This window comes from Mycobacterium sp. IS-3022 (assembly GCF_001500065.1).
In the GTDB taxonomy this organism is placed as follows: Bacteria; Actinomycetota; Actinomycetes; order Mycobacteriales; family Mycobacteriaceae; genus Mycobacterium.
On sequence record NZ_LQIN01000045.1, the window covers coordinates 172,593 to 190,679 of the forward strand.

Sequence of the window (18,087 nt, forward strand, 5' to 3'; positions counted from 1 at the left end):
TGTCAGGCGCTGGCGCCGTGCCGACCTGCACCGGCCGCGAAACGTGCTGCCCCTTCCAATGATTCGGCGGCCACGCGCGACATGCTGCCGAACTCGAAATCCATCGCCTCGGCCTCCGAGCGTCCCCACTGGTTGAGCATCGACAGTCGATCAGCGCGCATGCACTGCTGTGGCAGCTTGGCGAGTTCGGCGGCGAGTTCCTCCGCCCGTTGGCGCGCTTCGCCTTTGGCCACCACCCGGTTGGCCATACCCATCGACAGGGCTTCGGCCGCGTCGACGGCGCGGCCTGTGAGGATGAGATCCATTGCGCGGCTGTGCCCGATCAGACGCGGCAACCGCACGGTGCCGCCGTCGATCAGCGGCACCCCCCAGCGGCGGCAGAACACACCCATGACCGCGTCCTCCTCGACGACGCGCATGTCGCACCACAGCGCCAGTTCCAGACCGCCGGCGACCGCGTAGCCACTGACCGCGGCGATCACCGGCTTGGACAACGCCATTCGGCTCGGTCCCATCGGACCGGGGCCGGTGCGGTGCACGGGGTTGGCGTCGGGCGTGCCGAACGCCTTGAGATCGGCCCCGGCGCAGAAGGTTCCGTTGTCCCCCCACAGCACCGCGACAGCCGCCGAGTCGTCCTTGTCGAACTCGTCGAAGGCCGCGTACAGCCCCGCGGCGGCCGGACCGTTGACGGCGTTGCGAGCCTCGGGCCGGTTCATGATCACCGTCGTGACGGCACCGTTCTTCTCGACCCGCACCCCACCTGTCATGTCGCCTCCATCAGTCGGTCACTGTCGCGCCGCGCGGACAACTCCGCGGCGAAGTCGGTGTACGCCTGGCGCAGCGCGGCGCCGGGCCAGTCGTCGGGCAGCAGTTCTTCCGGCAGTACCGGATCGGTGAGCAGGTGGCGGACGATCGCGGCTGCGGCGACGAAGCGCCCGGGTACCTCAGCGGCCGAACCCATTTCGTCGAGCAGCGCCCGGCCGATCCGCGCCCAGCCCGGCAGGTCCCACAGCCGGGCCGCCAGCTCTGCGGGCTCGGCGTCACGGGCCTGCAATACCCGCGCCCGCCGCAGCACTTGCGGCGGCAATTCGGTGCCGAGGTTGTCGGGCCGCAGCCACACCCCTTCCCGCAACTCGGCGAACCGGCCCTCGTGCAAGGCGTTACGCAATCCGGCGCGGGTGCGGGCGTCCGTTCCGACGCTGGTGATCACCACCGTTGTCCAGTCGCCGTCCCACGTGCGCAGCCGCGGATTGATCGCGTCGTCCTGGCGACGCTGCCGCGCCAACAGCCGGTCCGACAAGCGATAGCCATCCGCTGAACGCACCAAGTCGCCGGCGCTGACCATTCGTGTCAGCGCGACCCGGACGGTTGGCTCGCGGATATCGAAATCGGCTGTGAGGCGGAGCAGCTCGCTGACCGTGGCCCATGCCGGGTGTGCGCCGAGCAGCACGCTCAACACGACCGAGCGGGCCGTCATCCGCGAAAGCGACTTCGCCATTACACGCCGGATGTCTTGCGGCCGTGGTCGCCGAAAGGTTCGTCGCGCTGCCGCACCGCCTCGCGGAAGCCGTGTTCCCGTGACTGCGCGACGAACGCATGCCCCTCGGGTGTGTGTCGCGCGATGCCGTCGAACACGGTGGAGATCATCGCGCTGTTCGCGGTGCCCTGGTTGTACAGCGCCGAGTTCATCGCCAGTTTGACCATGATCAGCTGGTTGATCGGCACGCGCGCGATCCGCTCGACCAGTCGCTCGGTGCGCTCGTCGAGGTCCTCCGGTGTCGGCGCCTCCACGGCCAGCCCCCACTCGGCGGCCTGCGCGCCGGTGATCGAATCACCGGTCAGCAGAAGGCGTTTGGCCCGCTGATCGCCGAGCCGATGTGCCCACATCCCCGCCGCGGGCACACCCCACACGCGGGTGGGCGGATAGCCGATCTTGGCGTCGGCCGCCGCGATCACCTGGTCGGCGTGCAGCGCGATGTCGGTGCCGCCCGCGACGCAGTAGCCGTGGATCTTGACGACCGTCGGCTTGTCGCAGCGCATCAGGCTGGAGAAGCCGCGGACGAACCGGCTCATCATCTGATAGTCGATCATCGGATCCCACGGCTGATCCGGCAGATGGTTGACGGCCTGCGTCTTGCCCGACAACACGGTGTCGCGGTACGGGCTGCCGCCACCGGCCGACGATGAGCCCTCGGCGTACGCCGACAGGTCGAAACCCGCGCAGAACCCTTCGCCCCGCCCGGAAACCAGGATCACGTGCACGTGCGGGTCGAGGTCGGCCCGTTCGACGAGCGCCGACAGTTCCAGTGGCGTGTCCGCGACGATCGCGTTGCCCTTCTCCGGCCGGTTGAACGTGATGCGGGCGACCCGATCGGTGACCTCGTAGGTCATCGTCTTGAGGTTGTCGAAGTCGACGGGCCTGATCGCGTGCGTCATCGCCGGGTCGCCTTTCCTCGCGAACAGACGCAAAATGCCCCGAAATGACGCGGAAATAGGGCAATTCGCGTCTGCTCGGCGAGGGGCGTCATCCCTTCACCAGGGCGCGTTCGATGATCGGCGCGAGATCGAGGCCTGTGGGCATAGTTCCGAATGCACCGCCCCACGCTCCGCCCATCCGGGTGGCCAGGAACGCCTCGGCGACCGCGGGATGTCCGTGGCGCACCAGCAGCGACCCCTGAAGCGCGAGGCTGATGTCCTCGGCGACCTTGCGGGCGCGGTACTGAATGGTCTCCAGGTCGCCCAGTGCCGGCCGCAACGCGTCGACGTGGGCGTCCAGGCGCGGATCGGACCCCGCCGTGACGGCAAGCTCGTCGAACAGCACGTCGACGCACTCCGGCCGAGTCGCCATGGCGCGCAACGTATCCAGCGCACTGACGTTGCCCGAGCCTTCCCAGATGCCCATCAGCGGCGCTTCCCGGTACAGTCGCGCCATTCCGAAGTCCTCGACGTAGCCGTTACCGCCGAGGCATTCCATCGCTTCGGCGGCGTGCGGGGTCGCGCGCTTGCACACCCAGTACTTGCTGGCCGCCAAGCCGATTCGGCGCAGCAGCGTCTCGCGGGCATCGCCGCGCACCGCGGCGTCGGTCGCGCCGGCCATGCGCATAGCGACGATCGTCGCCGCTTCGGCCTCAACAGCGAGGTCGGCCAACACGTTGCGCATCAGCGGCTGATCGATCAGATACTCGCCGAACGCTTTTCGATGTTGTGCGTGATGGATCGCACGGGCCAGGCCGTTGCGCATGCTGGTTGCGCTGCCCAACGTGCAGTCCAGCCGGGTGAGATTGACCATCTCGATGATGGTTGGCACGCCGCGGCCCTCTTCGCCGACGAGCCACGCGATCGCACCGTCGTACTCCACTTCAGACGATGCGTTGGCGTGGTTGCCCAGCTTGTCTTTCAGCCGCTGCAAGAACATCCGGTTGCGGCTGCCGTCGGGCAGCACCCGCGGCAGCAGGAAGCACGAGAGCCCGCCCGGCGCTTGCGCCAGCACGAGGAAGATGTCGGACATCGGCGCCGAGGTGAACCACTTGTGGCCGCGCAGCGAGTAACTGCCGTCAGCGTTCGGGGTCGCCTCGGTCGTTCCGGCGCGCACGTCGGAGCCGCCCTGCTTCTCGGTCATCGACATGCCCGCGGTGATGCCGGCCTTGGTGGTGGGCACCTTCAGTTCGGGGTCGTATTCGCGGCTCACCAGCAGCGGTTCGTACACCGCCGCCAACTCGGGGTTGTGCCGCAGCGCGGGTACGACGGCGTAGGTCATCGAGATCGGGCACATGTGTCCCGGCTCGGGCGTCCACACCGACGTCTTGGCGGCACGCACGACGTGGGCGCCGGGCCGGTCATCGGCCCACGGTGCGGCGTGCAGCCCGTTGCCGATGGCGACGGTCATCAGCGAGTGATAAGCGGGGTCGTACTCGACCTCGTCGACGCGGTGCCCGTAGCGGTCGTGGGTGCGCAGGATCGGCTGGTTGCGGTCGGCCAGCTCGCCCCAGCGCTGCGCCTGCCGTGACCCCGACAGCGCGCCCAGCTCGGTGACCTCGTCGAGGCCCCACTCGCCGCCCTCGCGGATCAGCGCCTCGGTGAGTACCGGCGACGTCGCCGGGTTGTAATCCTCCAGCGGGGAGACTTGGTTGGTGACGACGTGCGTGTCTGGCATGACGTCGATATTACACTTTTCCTACAGTCGCACAATACTCGTAACAGTCACTCGCCGACGCGCACGCTGGGGACGACCGTTTCCTCACGCGGCTCGTCGAGGGAATCCGCACCGTCGCCGGTCCCCTGCTCTTGCGTGAGCTCACTGGCATGGGTCTTGTTGGCCTTTCGGGCCCGCCACGCCTGGTACCGGTTGAGCGCGACGATCATCGCCACGGCCAACGCCCAGCCCAGCAGAATGTCGATGACGTAGTGCTCGGCGGTGTACACCAACGTGAAAGCCATGACCAGCGGGTAGATCACCAATAGTGGTCGCCAACCTCGGTGCACCCGGCTCCACAGGAACATCGCGACGGCGGCGGTCATGGCGGCATGCAGCGACGGAATGGCGGCGACGAGGTTGACACTGGCCTGACCCTGATCGAGCAGTGCAGTGGCGGAGTGGAGGTTCAGCTTGCCCCAGCCCCGTCCGACGATCCGCTCGATCCAGTCGTTGGCGCCGTCCCGCGTGGTATCCATGGCGCCGAGCAGACCCCCGTCGGGCACGCCGCGGGCCGACCGAAACATGCACCGGGGATTGGCCGGGCCGTCAGCGATGTCGCCCGGGGTGCAGCGCGCGGCGGCCCATGGCGGCGCGGCAGGAATCAGTGCGTAGATCGCCAATCCGGCGAACGACAGCCCGACGAACAACCGGACGAAGGCTTTCCATTCCTCGCGGTCGCGCAGCCACAGCACGCCCGCCACCACGTAGGGCAGGATGAAGAACGACATGTAGACGCAGCTGATGACGACTTCCCACCAGGGTGGATGCGGAAGCTTCAGCTCCTCCTGCAGCCACACGGTCGGCACCGTCCCGAAGAACAGCCACCGGTCCACGTCAACGGGCCACTCCCATAACGTCGGCCGGCCGATCATGTCCGCCGCGCCCCTGCTGAGGTCGTAGGCGATGAGCACCACCGCGAACGGCAGCCAGTCGCGAATGATGTACAACATGCGGCGACCTTGACCGATGCTCGCGGCGGCCAACCCCGTACAGACGTAGAGCAGTACCAACTCGCGGTTGAAGGCGAAGCCGTCGGTTGCCGTGCGATAGATGATGATGGCGGCCCAGATCCCAATCGCGACCCAGCGCAAGATCCGGAGCCACCGACGGCGCTTGGGAACGGGGGCCGTCGCTTCTGTCAGCACAAGTGACTGCTGGTCAGTGGCGGACACAAGAGCCTCTCGATGCCGGTCGGCGATCAGTACCGCCTGTTCCCGCCGAAGATCCTAGTTAACCGCCACGCCACCGAAAATTTGAAGGCCGTTTTTGTTACGGCACTGTGCTCAAGCGACGGTCGGGCCGCTTCGTCAGCCAGCCCGGTCAGCCACAGTGTTCGCGCAGGAACGCGATGTCGTCCTTGCGGCCCTCGTCGGAGGTTTCGCAGATCACCGGCGCGTCGGCCGCCTTGACCACCGCTACCAGTAGTTGCGGGTCGATCTGACCGGTACCGAAGTTGGCGTGCCGGTCGGCGCCGGAACCGGCGGCGTCGCGCGAGTCATTGCAATGCACCAGGTCGATGCGCCCGGTCAGCGCCTTGATGCGGTCGACGGCGTCGATCAGCCCTTCGCCGGCGGCCCAGGCGTGGCAGGTGTCCAGGCAGAACCCGATGCCCTTGTCGCCGATGTGGTCCCACAGCCGGCCGATGACGTCGAAGTGGCGGGCCATCGCGTGGTCGCCGCCCGCGGTGTTCTCCAGATATACGGGCACGTCGGTCTCGAGGTAGTCGAGCGCTTTGACCCAGCGCTCGAAGCCGGCTTCGTAGTCGTTGTCGTCGGCGTGGCCACCGTGCACGATGACCGCCGTCGCGCCGACGTCGGCCGCCGCGTCGCAGGTGTCCTGCAGGATCTTGCGCGACGGGATACGCACCCGGTTGTTGGCCGATGCGACGTTGATCAGGTACGGCGCGTGCACGTAGAGCGGCATGTTCGACGCCTTGAGTACATGGGCGTCCTCGCGCGGCTTGGGCTTCTTCCAGCTCTGCGGGTTGCCAAGGAAGAACTGCACCACGTCGGCGCCGTCCGCCGCGGCGTCGGCCAGGGGGTCGTCTCCGTGAACATGCGAACCGATAAGCACGATGCCGAGTCTAGGCGGGCCGGCCGACAGCGATGAGTCTCGCCAGCGCGGCGGGTCCCTCTTTCATGCCCAACGATGTGTGGCCGCTGGTTCATGCGGAGCGGCGAGCGCTGATCGCCGACCTCGAACGCCTCGACGACGCCCAGTGGGCGCAGCCCTCCTTGTGCGACGGGTGGAGCGTGCACGACGTGGCCGCTCACATGGTCGACGTGGCGACGACGACGCGGTTGGGCTTCATCGTGGCGATGGCGAAGGCGCGCTTCGACTTCGACAGGCAGAACGAGGACGGTATCGAACGTGCGCGCGGCGCCTCACCGCAGCAGACGTTGCAGCGAATGCGCGAGGCGGCATCGCGGACCTCGACTCCGCCCGTGCCGCGCGACACCCGCATCGTCGAGGAGGTCCTCCACGGCGAGGACATCCGCCGGCCGCTGGGACTCACCCGCGACTATCCGCAGGAGGCGGTGGCCAGATCGTTGCGCTGCCTTGCCGGCATGTCCGTGAAATTCGGCGGGGCGAAGGAACTCGTCGCCCGGGTACGCCTCAGCGCAACGGATTTCGACCTTTCTGTCGGCGACGGCCGCGAGGTGCGCGCGCCCGCACTCGACCTGCTCCTCGCCGCATCGGGACGACACAGTCCGCGTGTGAATCTGACGACGTTCTGAGCCAGAAAGCGTCGGCCAGTTTCGTAGACGGCACGACAGCAACCGCCGCGTTCACTGGACCGTCAGTGTCGCCGCCATGTTGGCGTGGTACTTGCAGTGAAATGCGTAGCTCCCCGGCTGGGCCGGCGCCACCAACGACGAAACGCCGCCCCCGCCGGACACCCGGACGTCGAACAAACTGCCCTGATCGGCTGTAACAGAGTGGGCTCCGTCGGCCTTGTTGACAACGGTGATCCGCTCACCCGGCTTCACCGACGGCGGTACGGCGAAGGCGTAATCGGTGATCACGATCTCCGGGCCCGCCGGCGCAACTGGGGTTGGACTCGGCGAGTACGCCGTTCCGGCTGTCGGAGCCTGGCCACCTGTCGTCACCGGCGCCGACGAATCGTCGCCACCGCATGCAGCCACACCCCCGACGAGCGCTATCGACATGAGCATCATCGCGACGTATCGCATCATGTTGGCCCCCTCGTAACGACGAAGCGCGCACGTAAAGCATCGCACCGACACCGAACGTCCGTCTACTGCGAAGACCCCGCGGAGCTCATCGCCGCCAGAACAGGTGATGGGTGACGCCGCTGGGGCTGGGGACGACCTCGTGGTGAAACCGGTCGTCGAGTTCGTCCGGCGAACCCCAGAGACGGGACCCGGAACCGAGTTCCACTCGTGAGACGGCCACGTGCAGCGTGTCGACGAGCCCCGCGTCGAGGAACTCCCGGATGGTGGCGGCCCCGCCACCCAGGCGGACGTCCTTGCCGTCGGCGGCCGCCTTCGCCCGCTCGAGGACCGTGGCAGGGTCGGCATTGACGAAGTGGAATGTGGTGTCCGACAGCGTGAACGACGGCCGTTCGTGATGCGTCATGACGAATACCGGGGTGTGGAACGGCGGCTCGTCGCCCCACCAGCCAAGCCATTCGTGATCTCGCCATGGGCCACGCTGCGGGCCGAACTTGTTGCGGCCCATGATCTCTGCCCCGATGTTGTGGTGGAAGTCGCGCGTCAAGTAGTCGTCGAGCCCGCGGCTGCCGCCCGGGTCCGTGCGGTTGGGCCAGCTTGCCGTCGCGCCTGCCCACGCGAACATGTCACCGGGATCGGCGTGGCCGAACGGTCGCTCAAAGCTTTGGTTCTCCCCCGCGCCGAATCCGTCGCGCGAGACGTTGAAGTTCTGAACCTTGAGAAGTTGGGTCATGCCCAGTTAGACCACCCGGGACGGTGGACCTCATCGCGGATCACGATCACAATGTCGGCCTGACAGCGTTTCCGTGCATATATATCCTCGACGGCGCCCCCAGCACGACATTGTGTAAGCGACACGAAAAAGCCCCGGGGCGAACCCGGGGCTTTCTCGTGACTAGCGGTAGTCGCTGTAGCCGTAGTCGTCCAGCGGCACCGCGGCGCCGGTGGCCTGGCCGAAGTCCGGGCTGTAGTACTGATCCTCGTACGACGGGATCGTGTACGCGGCTGCCCGTGCCTCTTCGGTCGGCTGTACCTGGATGTTGCGGTAGCGGTTGATACCCGTACCGGCCGGGATCAGCTTGCCGATGATCACGTTCTCCTTCAGACCCTGCAGCTTGTCGCTGCGGCAGTTGATCGCCGCATCGGTCAGCACGCGGGTGGTCTCCTGGAACGACGCCGCCGACAGCCACGAGTCGGTGGCCAACGACGCCTTCGTGATGCCCATGAGCACCGGACGACCGGCCGCCGGCTCGCCGCCCTCGGCGACCACCCGACGGTTCTCGGTCTCGAACTCGCCACGCTCGGTCAGCGAGCCGGGCAGGAACTCCGTCGAACCCGAGTCGATGATCGTGACGCGGCGCAGCATCTGCCGGACGATGACCTCGATGTGCTTGTCGTGGATCGACACGCCCTGAGCGCGGTAGACCTCCTGGACCTCCTTGACGAGGTGGATCTGCACCTCGCGGGGACCCTGGACACGCAGCACCTCGTGCGGGTCGGCGGCGCCTTCCATCAGCTGCTGACCGACCTCGACGTGGTCGCCGTCGGTGAGCAGGCGCTCGGTGCCGTCGTCGTGCTTGAACACCTTCAGGCGCTGACGACGGGAGAGCTTGTCGTACACCACTTCTTCGCCACCATCGTCGGGAATGATGGTGATCTTGTAGAAGCGCTCGCCCTCCTCGAGTCGCACCCGTCCGGTGACGTCGGCGATCGGCGCCTTGTTGCGCGGGATACGGGCCTCGAACAGTTCCTGCACGCGGGGCAGACCGCCGGTGATGTCCTCACCCACGCCGCCCTGGTGGAACGTGCGCATGGTCAGCTGCGTGCCGGGCTCGCCGATGGACTGCGCGGCGACGATGCCGACCGCTTCGCCGATGTCGACGAGCTTGCCGGTCGCCATCGAGCGGCCGTAGCACATCGCACACACGCCGGTCCCCGTCGCGCAGGTCAGCACGGAGCGGACCTTCACCTCGGTGATGCCCGCGGCCAACAGCGCCTCGATCGCCGGGTCGCCCAGGTCGTGGCCGCGCTCGACGACCACGTTGCCCTTGGCGTCGACGGCGTCGGTGGCCAGCGTCCGCGCGTAGGCCGACGTCTCGATGTGCTGATCGCGCACCAATGCGTCACCCTGCAACTCGGCGAGCGTGACCGTGATGCCGCGCTCGGTCTCGCAGTCGGTCTCGCGCACGATGACGTCCTGGCTCACGTCGACCAGACGACGGGTCAGGTAGCCCGAGTCTGCGGTACGAAGTGCGGTGTCCGCCAGACCCTTTCGGGCACCGTGGGTGTTGATGAAGTACTCCAGCACCGTCAGGCCCTCGCGGAACGAGGACTTGATCGGACGCGGAATGAACTCACCCTTCGGGTTGGTCACCAGACCCTTCATGCCGGCCAGTGTCCTGGTCTGCGTGAAGTTACCCGTGGCACCCGAATCGACGATCGTGATGATCGGGTTGTCCGTCGGGTAGTGCGCCCGCAGGGCCTCGCCGACCTCTTCGGTGGCGTCCTGCCAGATCTTGACCAGTGCGTCGTTGCGCTCGTCGTGGTTGAGCGCACCGCGCTGGTACTTCTTCTCGATCTGGTCCGCTTCCTTCTCGTAGCGGTCCAGGATCTCCTGCTTCTGCGGCGGCACCAGCACGTCGGCCATCGAGACGGTGACACCCGAACGGGTGGCCCAGTAGAAGCCGGCGTCCTTGAGCTTGTCCACGGTCTGCGCGACCACGATCATCGGGTAGCGCTCGGCGAGATCGTTGACGATCCGCGCCTGGACCTTCTTGTGCATCTGCTCGTTGACGAACGGATACCCCTGCGGCAGAAGCTCGTTGAAGAGCACCCGGCCCAGCGTGGTCTCCGCGGTCCAGGCGTCGCCCGGCTTCCAACCGTCCGGGAACGTCGAGGCCTCGATGTCGGCGGGCGGACGCAGTTGCGTCAGCCGCACCCGGATCTTGGCCCGCACCGACAGCGCGCCGCGGTCCATCGCCATGATCGCCTCGGCCGGCGAGCTGTACACGCCGGTCTCCGGTTGATCCTTGGCCGCAGGCGTGAATTCGCCGGGGTCCCCGTCGATCATCGTCGTCAGGTAGTACAGGCCGGTCACCATGTCCAGACGCGGCATGGCCAGCGGTCGGCCCGACGCCGGCGACAGGATGTTGTTCGACGACAGCATCAGGATGCGAGCCTCGGCCTGCGCCTCCGCCGACAGCGGCAGGTGCACGGCCATCTGGTCGCCGTCGAAGTCCGCGTTGAACGCCTCGCAGACCAGCGGGTGCAGCTGAATGGCCTTGCCCTCCACCAGCTGCGGCTCGAAGGCCTGGATACCGAGGCGGTGCAGAGTCGGTGCACGGTTCAGCAGCACCGGATGCCCGGCGATGACCTCTTCGAGGACGTCCCACACCTGCGGACGCTGACGCTCGACCATCCGCTTGGCGCTCTTGATGTTCTGCGCGTGGTTGAGATCCACCAGACGCTTCATCACGAACGGCTTGAACAGCTCGAGCGCCATCAGCTTCGGCAGACCGCACTGGTGCAGCTTGAGCTGCGGGCCGACCACGATGACCGAACGGCCCGAGTAGTCGACACGCTTACCGAGCAGGTTCTGACGGAACCGGCCCTGCTTGCCCTTCAACAGGTCCGACAGCGACTTCAGCGGACGGTTACCCGGCCCGGTGACCGGGCGGCCGCGGCGGCCGTTGTCGAACAGCGCGTCCACCGACTCCTGAAGCATGCGCTTCTCGTTGTTGACGATGATCTCGGGCGCGCCGAGATCGATCAGCCTCTTGAGCCGGTTGTTGCGGTTGATCACGCGGCGGTACAGGTCGTTGAGGTCCGACGTGGCGAACCGGCCACCGTCGAGCTGCACCATCGGCCGCAGCTCCGGCGGGATCACCGGAACCGCGTCGAGCACCATGCCCATCGGCGAGTTGGACGACTGCTGGAACGCCGCGACCACCTTGAGCCGCTTCAGCGCCCGGAGCTTCTTCTGCCCCTTGCCGCTTCGGATGACCTCGCGCAGCTCTTCAGCCTCGGCCTCGATGTCGAAGTTCTCGATGAGCTTCTTGATCGCCTCGGCACCCATCGCGCCGATGAAGTACTCGCCGTAGCGGTCCTGCAGTTCGCGGTAGAGCACCTCGTCGACGATGAGCTGCTTGGGCGCCAGCTTGGTGAAGGCGTTCCAGATCTCCTCGAGCCGGTCCAGCTCACGCTGGGCCCGGTCGCGGATCTGACGCATCTCGCGCTCGCCGCCGTCGCGCACCTTGCGGCGCACGTCGCTCTTGGCGCCTTCCTTCTCCAGCTCGGCCAGGTCGGCCTCGAGCTTCTGCGACCGCTCGGCCAGGTCGAGATCTCGCTGATCCTCGACGGCCTTGCGCTCGACGGCCATCTCCGCCTCGAGCGTGGACAGCTCGTTGTGGCGCATCTCGTCGTCGACGGCGGTGATGACGTAGGCGGCGAAGTAGATGATCTTCTCGAGATCCTTCGGCGCCAGGTCGAGCAGATAGCCCAGCCGCGACGGCACACCCTTGAAGTACCAGATGTGCGTGACGGGCGCGGCCAGCTCGATGTGGCCCATCCGCTCGCGGCGCACCTTGGCGCGAGTCACCTCGACGCCGCAGCGCTCACAGATGATGCCCTTGAAGCGGACGCGCTTGTACTTGCCGCAGTAGCACTCCCAGTCGCGAGTCGGTCCGAAGATCTTCTCGCAGAACAGGCCGTCCTTCTCCGGCTTCAGCGTGCGGTAGTTGATGGTCTCCGGCTTCTTGACCTCGCCGTAGGACCACTGACGGATGTCGTCGGCGGTGGCGAGACCGATCCGGAGCTCATCGAAGAAGTTGACGTCTAGCACGTAACTCCCTTTCCCCTTTCGGGATTAGAAACTATTAGGCCAAATCCTCAACAGAGGCAGATTCGTTGCGCGACAAGTTGATTCCCAGGTTCGCCGCGGCGCGCTCCAGGTCCTCGTCGTCGCCGTCGCGCATCTCGATCGCAGCGCCGTCGGAAGACAGCACCTCGACGTTGAGGCACAGCGACTGCAGCTCCTTGAGCAGCACCTTGAACGACTCGGGGATGCCCGGCTCGGGGATGTTCTCGCCCTTGACGATCGCCTCGTACACCTTGACCCGGCCGACGGTGTCGTCGGACTTGATGGTCAACAGCTCCTGCAGCGTGTACGCCGCGCCGTAGGCCTGCATGGCCCAGCACTCCATCTCGCCGAACCGCTGGCCACCGAACTGCGCCTTACCGCCCAGCGGCTGCTGGGTGATCATCGAGTACGGGCCGGTGGAGCGGGCGTGGATCTTGTCGTCCACCAGGTGGTGCAGCTTGAGGATGTACATGTAGCCGACCGTCACCGGGTACGGGAACGGTTCGCCACTGCGTCCGTCGAACAGCATCGCCTTGCCGTCCTCGTCGACGAGCGTCTCGCCGTCGCGGTTGGGCAGCGTGGCCGACAGCAGACCCTGCAGCTCCGCCTCGCGGGCACCGTCGAACACCGGTGTGGAGACGATGCTTCCCGGCTCCGACTCCAGCAGCTCCTTCGGCAACGCGCTCGCCCAATCCGGTGAGCCGTTGATCTTCCAGCCGCTCTTGGCCACCCACCCGAGGTGGGTCTCCAGGATCTGGCCGATGTTCATCCGTCGCGGCACACCGTGCGTGTTCAGGATGATGTCGACCGGTGTGCCGTCCGGCAGGAACGGCATGTCCTCGACCGGCAGGATCTTGCCGATGACGCCCTTGTTGCCGTGACGCCCGGCCAGCTTGTCGCCGTCGGAGATCTTGCGCTTCTGCGCGACGTAGACGCGGACCAACTCGTTGACACCGGCCGGCAGCTCGTCGTCATCCTCGCGGGAGAACACCCGGATGCCGATGACCTTGCCGGACTCACCGTGCGGCACCTTCAGCGACGTGTCGCGAACCTCGCGGGCCTTCTCGCCGAAGATGGCGCGCAGCAGGCGCTCCTCCGGGGTCAGCTCGGTCTCGCCCTTCGGGGTGACCTTGCCGACCAGGATGTCGCCGTCGCGGACCTCGGCGCCGATGCGGACGATGCCGCGCTCGTCGAGGTCGGCCAGCACCTCATCGGAGACGTTCGGGATGTCCCGGGTGATCTCCTCGGCGCCCAGCTTGGTGTCGCGGGCGTCGATCTCGTGCTCCTCGATGTGAATCGAGGTGAGCACGTCCTCCTCCACCAGGCGGTTGGAGAGGATGATCGCGTCCTCGTAGTTGTGGCCCTCCCACGGCATGATCGCCACGAGCAGGTTCTTGCCCAGCGCCATCTCACCGTTCTCGGTGCACGGCCCGTCGGCGATGACCTGACCCGCCTCGACACGCTGGCCGGCGTCGACGATCGGACGCTGGTTGGCGCAAGTGCCGTGGTTGGAGCGGGCGAACTTGCGCATCCGGTAGGTGTGCCGGCTGCCGTCGTCGGCCATCACGGTGACGTAGTCGGCCGAGACCTCCTCGATCACGCCCGACTTGTCGGCGACGACGACGTCACCGGCGTCGATCGCGGCGCGCAACTCCATGCCGGTGCCGACCAGCGGCGCCTCGCTGCGCACCAGCGGAACCGCCTGACGCTGCATGTTGGCGCCCATCAGCGCGCGGTTGGCGTCGTCGTGCTCGAGGAACGGGATCATGGCCGTCGCGACCGACACCATCTGGCGCGGCGAGACGTCCATGTAGTCGACCTCGGCCGACGACACGTACTCGACCTCGCCGCCCTTCCGGCGGACCAGGACGCGCTCTTCGGCGAAGCGACCCTTGTCGTCCAGCGGCGAGTTGGCCTGCGCCACGACGTGGCGGTCCTCCTCGTCGGCGGTCAGGTACTCGATGTCGTCGGTGACCACACCGTCCTTGACCTTGCGGTACGGCGTCTCGATGAAGCCGAACGGGTTGACCCGCGCGTACACCGACAGCGAGCCGATGAGGCCGATGTTCGGGCCTTCCGGGGTCTCGATCGGGCACATCCGGCCGTAGTGGCTGGAGTGCACGTCGCGGACCTCGAGGCCGGCGCGCTCACGGGACAGGCCGCCCGGGCCCAGCGCCGAGAGACGACGCTTGTGGGTCAGGCCCGACAGCGGGTTGTTCTGGTCCATGAACTGCGACAGCTGGCTGGTGCCGAAGAACTCCTTGATCGCCGCCACGACCGGGCGGATGTTGATCAGGGTCTGCGGCGTGATCGCCTCGACGTCCTGGGTCGTCATGCGCTCGCGCACGACGCGCTCCATGCGCGACAGGCCGACCCGGATCTGGTTCTGGATCAGCTCACCGACCGTGCGCAGACGACGGTTGCCGAAGTGGTCGATGTCATCCACTTCAACAGGGACCTCGACACCACCGGGGACGGTCATGGTCTTCTGACCGTCATGCAGCCGCACCAGGTACTCGATGGTCGCGACGACGTCCTCTTCGGTCAGCGTGGTCGACGTGGTTTCGGCCGGCTTTGCGGTGATGCCGAGCTTCTTGTTCACCTTGTAGCGGCCCACGCGGGCCAGGTCGTAGCGCTTCTCCTTGAAGAACAGGTTCTCCAGCAGGGTTTGCGCGGACTCCTTGGTGGGCGGCTCGCCCGGGCGTAGCTTGCGGTAGATGTCCAGCAGCGCCTCGTCGGTGCCGGCGGTGTTGTCCTTCTCGAGCGTCGACATCATGATCTCGGAGAAGCCGAAGCGCTCGGTGATCTGCTCGTTGGTCCAACCCAGCGCCTTGAGCAGCACGGTGACCGGCTGACGACGCTTGCGGTCGATGCGCACACCGACGGTGTCGCGCTTGTCGACGTCGAACTCCAGCCACGCGCCGCGGCCCGGGATCACCTTGACGCTGTGCAGCGTCTTCTCGGTGGACTTGTCGATGCTCTCGTCGAAGTAGACGCCCGGCGAGCGGACCAGCTGGCTCACCACGACACGCTCGGTGCCGTTGATGATGAACGTGCCCTTCTCGGTCATCATCGGGAAGTCGCCCATGAAGACCGTCTGGCTCTTGATCTCGCCGGTGTTGTTGTTGATGAACTCGGCCGTGACGAACAGCGGGGCCGCGTACGTCATGTCCTTGTCTTTGCACTCGTCGACCGGCGCCTTGACCTCGTCGAAGCGCGGATCGGAGAAGGACAGCGACATCGAGCCCGAGAAGTCCTCGATCGGGCTCAGCTCGGAGAGCACCTCTTCGAGGCCGCCAACGGGCGATTCCTCGCCGCGCTGCTTGGCCTTCTCACGCCAGGCCTCGGAGCCGATCAGCCATTCGAAGGACTCGGTTTGAACATCAAGAAGCCCGGGAACCTCGAGGGGCTCACGCAGCTTTGCAAAGGAAATTCGGTTTGGTGCTCCTGGGACGGAGTTTTTAGTAGCTTCTGCTGTCTTGCTTGGGCGGGACCCTGCCAAGATGCATCCTTCCAGCACCTCATGCGACTCTGAAGGGGCCGGTACCACCGGATCCTCATGTGCCGCGATATCTGCGTCGGTTCGGCCGGCCACTCACGACCACGAACTTCCCGAACGCACGGCACGCAACTAGATCACTGAGCGGGGCTCAGGCTAGGACATCGGTGTCAGGTGCGGGTTTTAGGTGGGCAGGATGCAGCCAGCGCAACGTCCAACAGTACCGCAGGACGGCGTATTCCTCAACCACCGCGCGCCGGGGTCTAGCGGGCGCTGGCTGGCGTCCTTGACCCGTGCACACATGCTGACCAACAGATTGGCCCCTCAACGGCCGTCCGTCAAGAGATAACACGGTGTTTGGTGTGGAGTTTTACGGTCCGGGGGAGGTCGCTGCACCGGTCCGGCAGAGCCCGCGGTTCCCTCACGCGGCGATCGTGTCGCTGCAGTTTCCGACGCCGGAAGTGCCGACGGATGCGCCAACGCATACCGGGTCGAAGGTGAAGAACCCGTTGGCCAGCGACATGAACGGCTGCAGGAAGTTCAACCAGAACGGTTTGGTCAGCGTGTTGGGCAGCGCGACCACGGAGGCCTCGCCGGCCGGGGTGTCGAAGCTGAACTGCTCGCCGAGCTCGAGGTAGATGCCCGTTTTCTTGTTTCCGGCGAACATGTCGTTGACCCAACCGACCATCAGCATCTGCGCCGCGGCGGCGTTCTCGGGCTGCGTGAACCCGGCGACCAACTCCTGGGCGAACTGGATCAGCGGGTTGCCACCCCGCATGGTGTCGACGTGCGACCCGTTGACCAGCGTCACGCCCACGAACTCGCCCGGCCGCGCCGCGACCAGCGCGTCGAGCCCCGCGCCGAAGTTGTTCCACATGTAGACCGGCGCGGCGAGCTGGTAGATCGGGATGTCGAGCGGAACCTTCTTCAGCGATGCCGTCATCCGGGCCGGGTCGCCCAGCGCGACGCCGTCGAGCAGTACGACCCCGGCGAGCCTGTCGACGGTTCCGTCGTCCACCATGTGGCCCGCCATGCCCGATACCGCGCCGCCGCCCAGCGAGTGACCCATCAGCACGACGCGATCGGGGATCGGGCCGTTGTAGCCCGCCGCCCGCGCGCTCTCGAGCAAAGCCGTGTTGTCCTCGTCGAGCAGCCCAGCCATCGCCTCGTGCATCGGTGCGCCTCCGAGCCAGCAGGCATCGGCGGCGAAGAAGTTCGAGGTGATCGACGGCGCGACGACGATGCTGTTCGTCTGCTCGGCCAGCGCCGCGGCGGTGTGGCTGTACCACGGGCCGCTCGCCAAGAAGCCGTGCTGCAGGTAGATCAGCCGGTCCGGCGGTGGCTTACCCTCCTCGGTCTTCGGGATGTACCAGTCCGCGGGCACCTCTTGGCCTTCGCCCTCCTCGCACGCGCAGTCGATCCGCAGCGACGAGGAGCGCACGGTGACGGTGCTGTTCGGCGGGAGGATCGGTGGGCCGCCGAAGATGCGGGTGGCGATCGCGTACAGGTCGAACACGATCGTGCCGATCACCCTGATGATGCCGGGTAGCTGTGGCGCGGTCGCGGTGGCAGTCGCCGCGAGAGGGGCCGACGCGAACGCCACCGCCTGCACTTCGGGTTCTTCGATGTGCTCGACGACCTTGTCGAGTGCGATCGTCGTGGTCTGCTCGACGGGGGGCTGGACGGTCGCGGTCTCGAGGTCCGTCTCGATGACGGCCTTCTTCTCGGACTCGGGTGTGACGGTGGTGTCCTCGTCCGAAGTGGGGGCCGTGACGTCCGCCGTGGCCGCAGCGCTCGTCCGATTGGTCGTGTGGTCGCTGTTCGAGCGGGCCTTCGTGACGACGTCATCTTCGGCGGTGACGACGTCGTCGTCGGTGGAGGTCGCCGTGTCGTCGGTCGCCGTGTCGTCGGTGGCTTCCTCCTCGGTGGCCTCCTCCTCGGTGGTCTCCTCGTCGTCCTTCGGGTCCTTCACATCGGCGTTGTCGGGATCCGTCGCGTCGTCCGTCGCGTCGTCCTTCGCGTCCTTCGCGTCCTTCGCGTCGTCCTTCGGGTCGGCCTTCGGGTCGGCGGAGTCCGCCCCGTCGGCGGAGCGCGCGGCACCGGAGCGCCCGGCACCGGTCGGTGAATCCTTCTTGCCGTCAGTCGAATTCGATGTCTGAGAGCTCTTCGAAGCACCGGCGTCGGACGGGGAACCGTCGTCGGCGATCGCCACGCCCGTACCCGCGAGCATCGCGGCCGTCATACCGGCGGTGACCACCCCGGCGCTCAACCACACCCACAACCGGTCGACCATGACCTCTCCCTGTTCGACGACGCGAGAAAGATAACGTCCGTTGTCGCT

12 protein-coding genes are annotated in these 18,087 nt (G+C 66.8%); 1 reads left to right on the forward strand and 11 read right to left on the reverse strand.

The features are described 5' to 3' along the window. Window positions 1-2: 2 nt before the first annotated feature. From AU188_RS19805 to AU188_RS19830, 6 genes are all read right to left on the reverse strand, one after another. Window positions 3-767, reverse strand: coding sequence for a crotonase/enoyl-CoA hydratase family protein (locus AU188_RS19805; protein ID WP_172799546.1), 765 nt, complete (start codon window positions 765-767; stop codon window positions 3-5). Beyond that, window positions 764-1,477, reverse strand: a complete 714-nt coding sequence (locus tag AU188_RS19810; protein WP_286137570.1) for a PaaX family transcriptional regulator C-terminal domain-containing protein — start codon at window positions 1,475-1,477, stop codon at window positions 764-766. Before AU188_RS19810 ends, AU188_RS19805 begins: the two co-directional genes overlap by 4 nt. 20 nt (window positions 1,478-1,497) lie before the next feature. After that, a complete protein-coding gene (locus AU188_RS19815) occupies window positions 1,498-2,436 on the reverse strand; it encodes a crotonase/enoyl-CoA hydratase family protein (protein ID WP_059165189.1) in 939 nt (312 codons plus the stop codon). An 88-nt stretch (window positions 2,437-2,524) separates the two neighbouring features. Then, window positions 2,525-4,153 carry an acyl-CoA dehydrogenase family protein gene (locus AU188_RS19820; RefSeq protein ID WP_059165190.1) on the reverse strand — a complete coding sequence of 543 codons (1,629 nt, stop codon included), beginning with the start codon at window positions 4,151-4,153 and terminating at the stop codon, window positions 2,525-2,527. Between the two features lie 47 nt (window positions 4,154-4,200). After that, a complete protein-coding gene (locus AU188_RS19825; RefSeq protein ID WP_082686710.1) occupies window positions 4,201-5,367 on the reverse strand; it encodes a phosphatase PAP2 family protein in 1,167 nt (388 codons plus the stop codon). A 148-nt stretch (window positions 5,368-5,515) separates the two neighbouring features. After that, complete coding sequence (locus AU188_RS19830) at window positions 5,516-6,268, reverse strand: deoxyribonuclease IV (protein WP_059165192.1); 753 nt, start codon at window positions 6,266-6,268, stop codon at window positions 5,516-5,518. Between the two features lie 65 nt (window positions 6,269-6,333). On the opposite strand from AU188_RS19830, the gene AU188_RS19835 reads away from it, so the two are divergent. Beyond that, on the forward strand, window positions 6,334-6,933 hold the full coding sequence (locus tag AU188_RS19835) for a maleylpyruvate isomerase family mycothiol-dependent enzyme (protein ID WP_059165279.1): 600 nt from the start codon (window positions 6,334-6,336) through the stop codon (window positions 6,931-6,933). Between the two features lie 51 nt (window positions 6,934-6,984). Here AU188_RS19835 and AU188_RS19840 read toward each other — a convergent pair whose 3' ends face one another. From AU188_RS19840 to AU188_RS19860, 5 genes are all read right to left on the reverse strand, one after another. After that, window positions 6,985-7,392 carry a cupredoxin domain-containing protein gene (locus AU188_RS19840; protein WP_059165193.1) on the reverse strand — a complete coding sequence of 136 codons (408 nt, stop codon included), beginning with the start codon at window positions 7,390-7,392 and terminating at the stop codon, window positions 6,985-6,987. Window positions 7,393-7,477: 85 nt separating this feature from the next. After that, window positions 7,478-8,122, reverse strand: a complete 645-nt coding sequence (locus AU188_RS19845; protein ID WP_059165194.1) for a dihydrofolate reductase family protein — start codon at window positions 8,120-8,122, stop codon at window positions 7,478-7,480. 162 nt (window positions 8,123-8,284) lie between these two features. Next, window positions 8,285-12,229, reverse strand: a complete 3,945-nt coding sequence (locus AU188_RS19850; protein ID WP_059165195.1) for a DNA-directed RNA polymerase subunit beta' — start codon at window positions 12,227-12,229, stop codon at window positions 8,285-8,287. 34 nt (window positions 12,230-12,263) lie between these two features. Then, on the reverse strand, window positions 12,264-15,749 hold the full coding sequence (rpoB, locus tag AU188_RS19855) for a DNA-directed RNA polymerase subunit beta (RefSeq protein ID WP_059165280.1): 3,486 nt from the start codon (window positions 15,747-15,749) through the stop codon (window positions 12,264-12,266). A 418-nt stretch (window positions 15,750-16,167) separates the two neighbouring features. Next, complete coding sequence (locus tag AU188_RS19860; RefSeq protein WP_059165196.1) at window positions 16,168-18,039, reverse strand: alpha/beta hydrolase family protein; 1,872 nt, start codon at window positions 18,037-18,039, stop codon at window positions 16,168-16,170. Window positions 18,040-18,087: the final 48 nt, after the last annotated feature.

What these genes read in the sequence shown, in the direction of transcription:
- AU188_RS19810 (WP_286137570.1), bottom strand. Translation starts at nt 1,477, where the DNA reads ATGACGGCCCGCTCGGTCGTGTTGAGCGTGCTGCTCGGCGCACACCCG.
- AU188_RS19835 (WP_059165279.1), top strand. Translation starts at nt 6,334, where the DNA reads ATGCCCAACGATGTGTGGCCGCTGGTTCATGCGGAGCGGCGAGCGCTG.
- AU188_RS19845 (WP_059165194.1), bottom strand. Translation starts at nt 8,122, where the DNA reads ATGACCCAACTTCTCAAGGTTCAGAACTTCAACGTCTCGCGCGACGGA.
- AU188_RS19820 (WP_059165190.1), bottom strand. Translation starts at nt 4,153, where the DNA reads ATGCCAGACACGCACGTCGTCACCAACCAAGTCTCCCCGCTGGAGGAT.
- AU188_RS19805 (WP_172799546.1), bottom strand. Translation starts at nt 767, where the DNA reads ATGACAGGTGGGGTGCGGGTCGAGAAGAACGGTGCCGTCACGACGGTG.
- AU188_RS19840 (WP_059165193.1), bottom strand. Translation starts at nt 7,392, where the DNA reads ATGATGCGATACGTCGCGATGATGCTCATGTCGATAGCGCTCGTCGGG.
- AU188_RS19815 (WP_059165189.1), bottom strand. Translation starts at nt 2,436, where the DNA reads ATGACGCACGCGATCAGGCCCGTCGACTTCGACAACCTCAAGACGATG.
- AU188_RS19860 (WP_059165196.1), bottom strand. Translation starts at nt 18,039, where the DNA reads ATGGTCGACCGGTTGTGGGTGTGGTTGAGCGCCGGGGTGGTCACCGCC.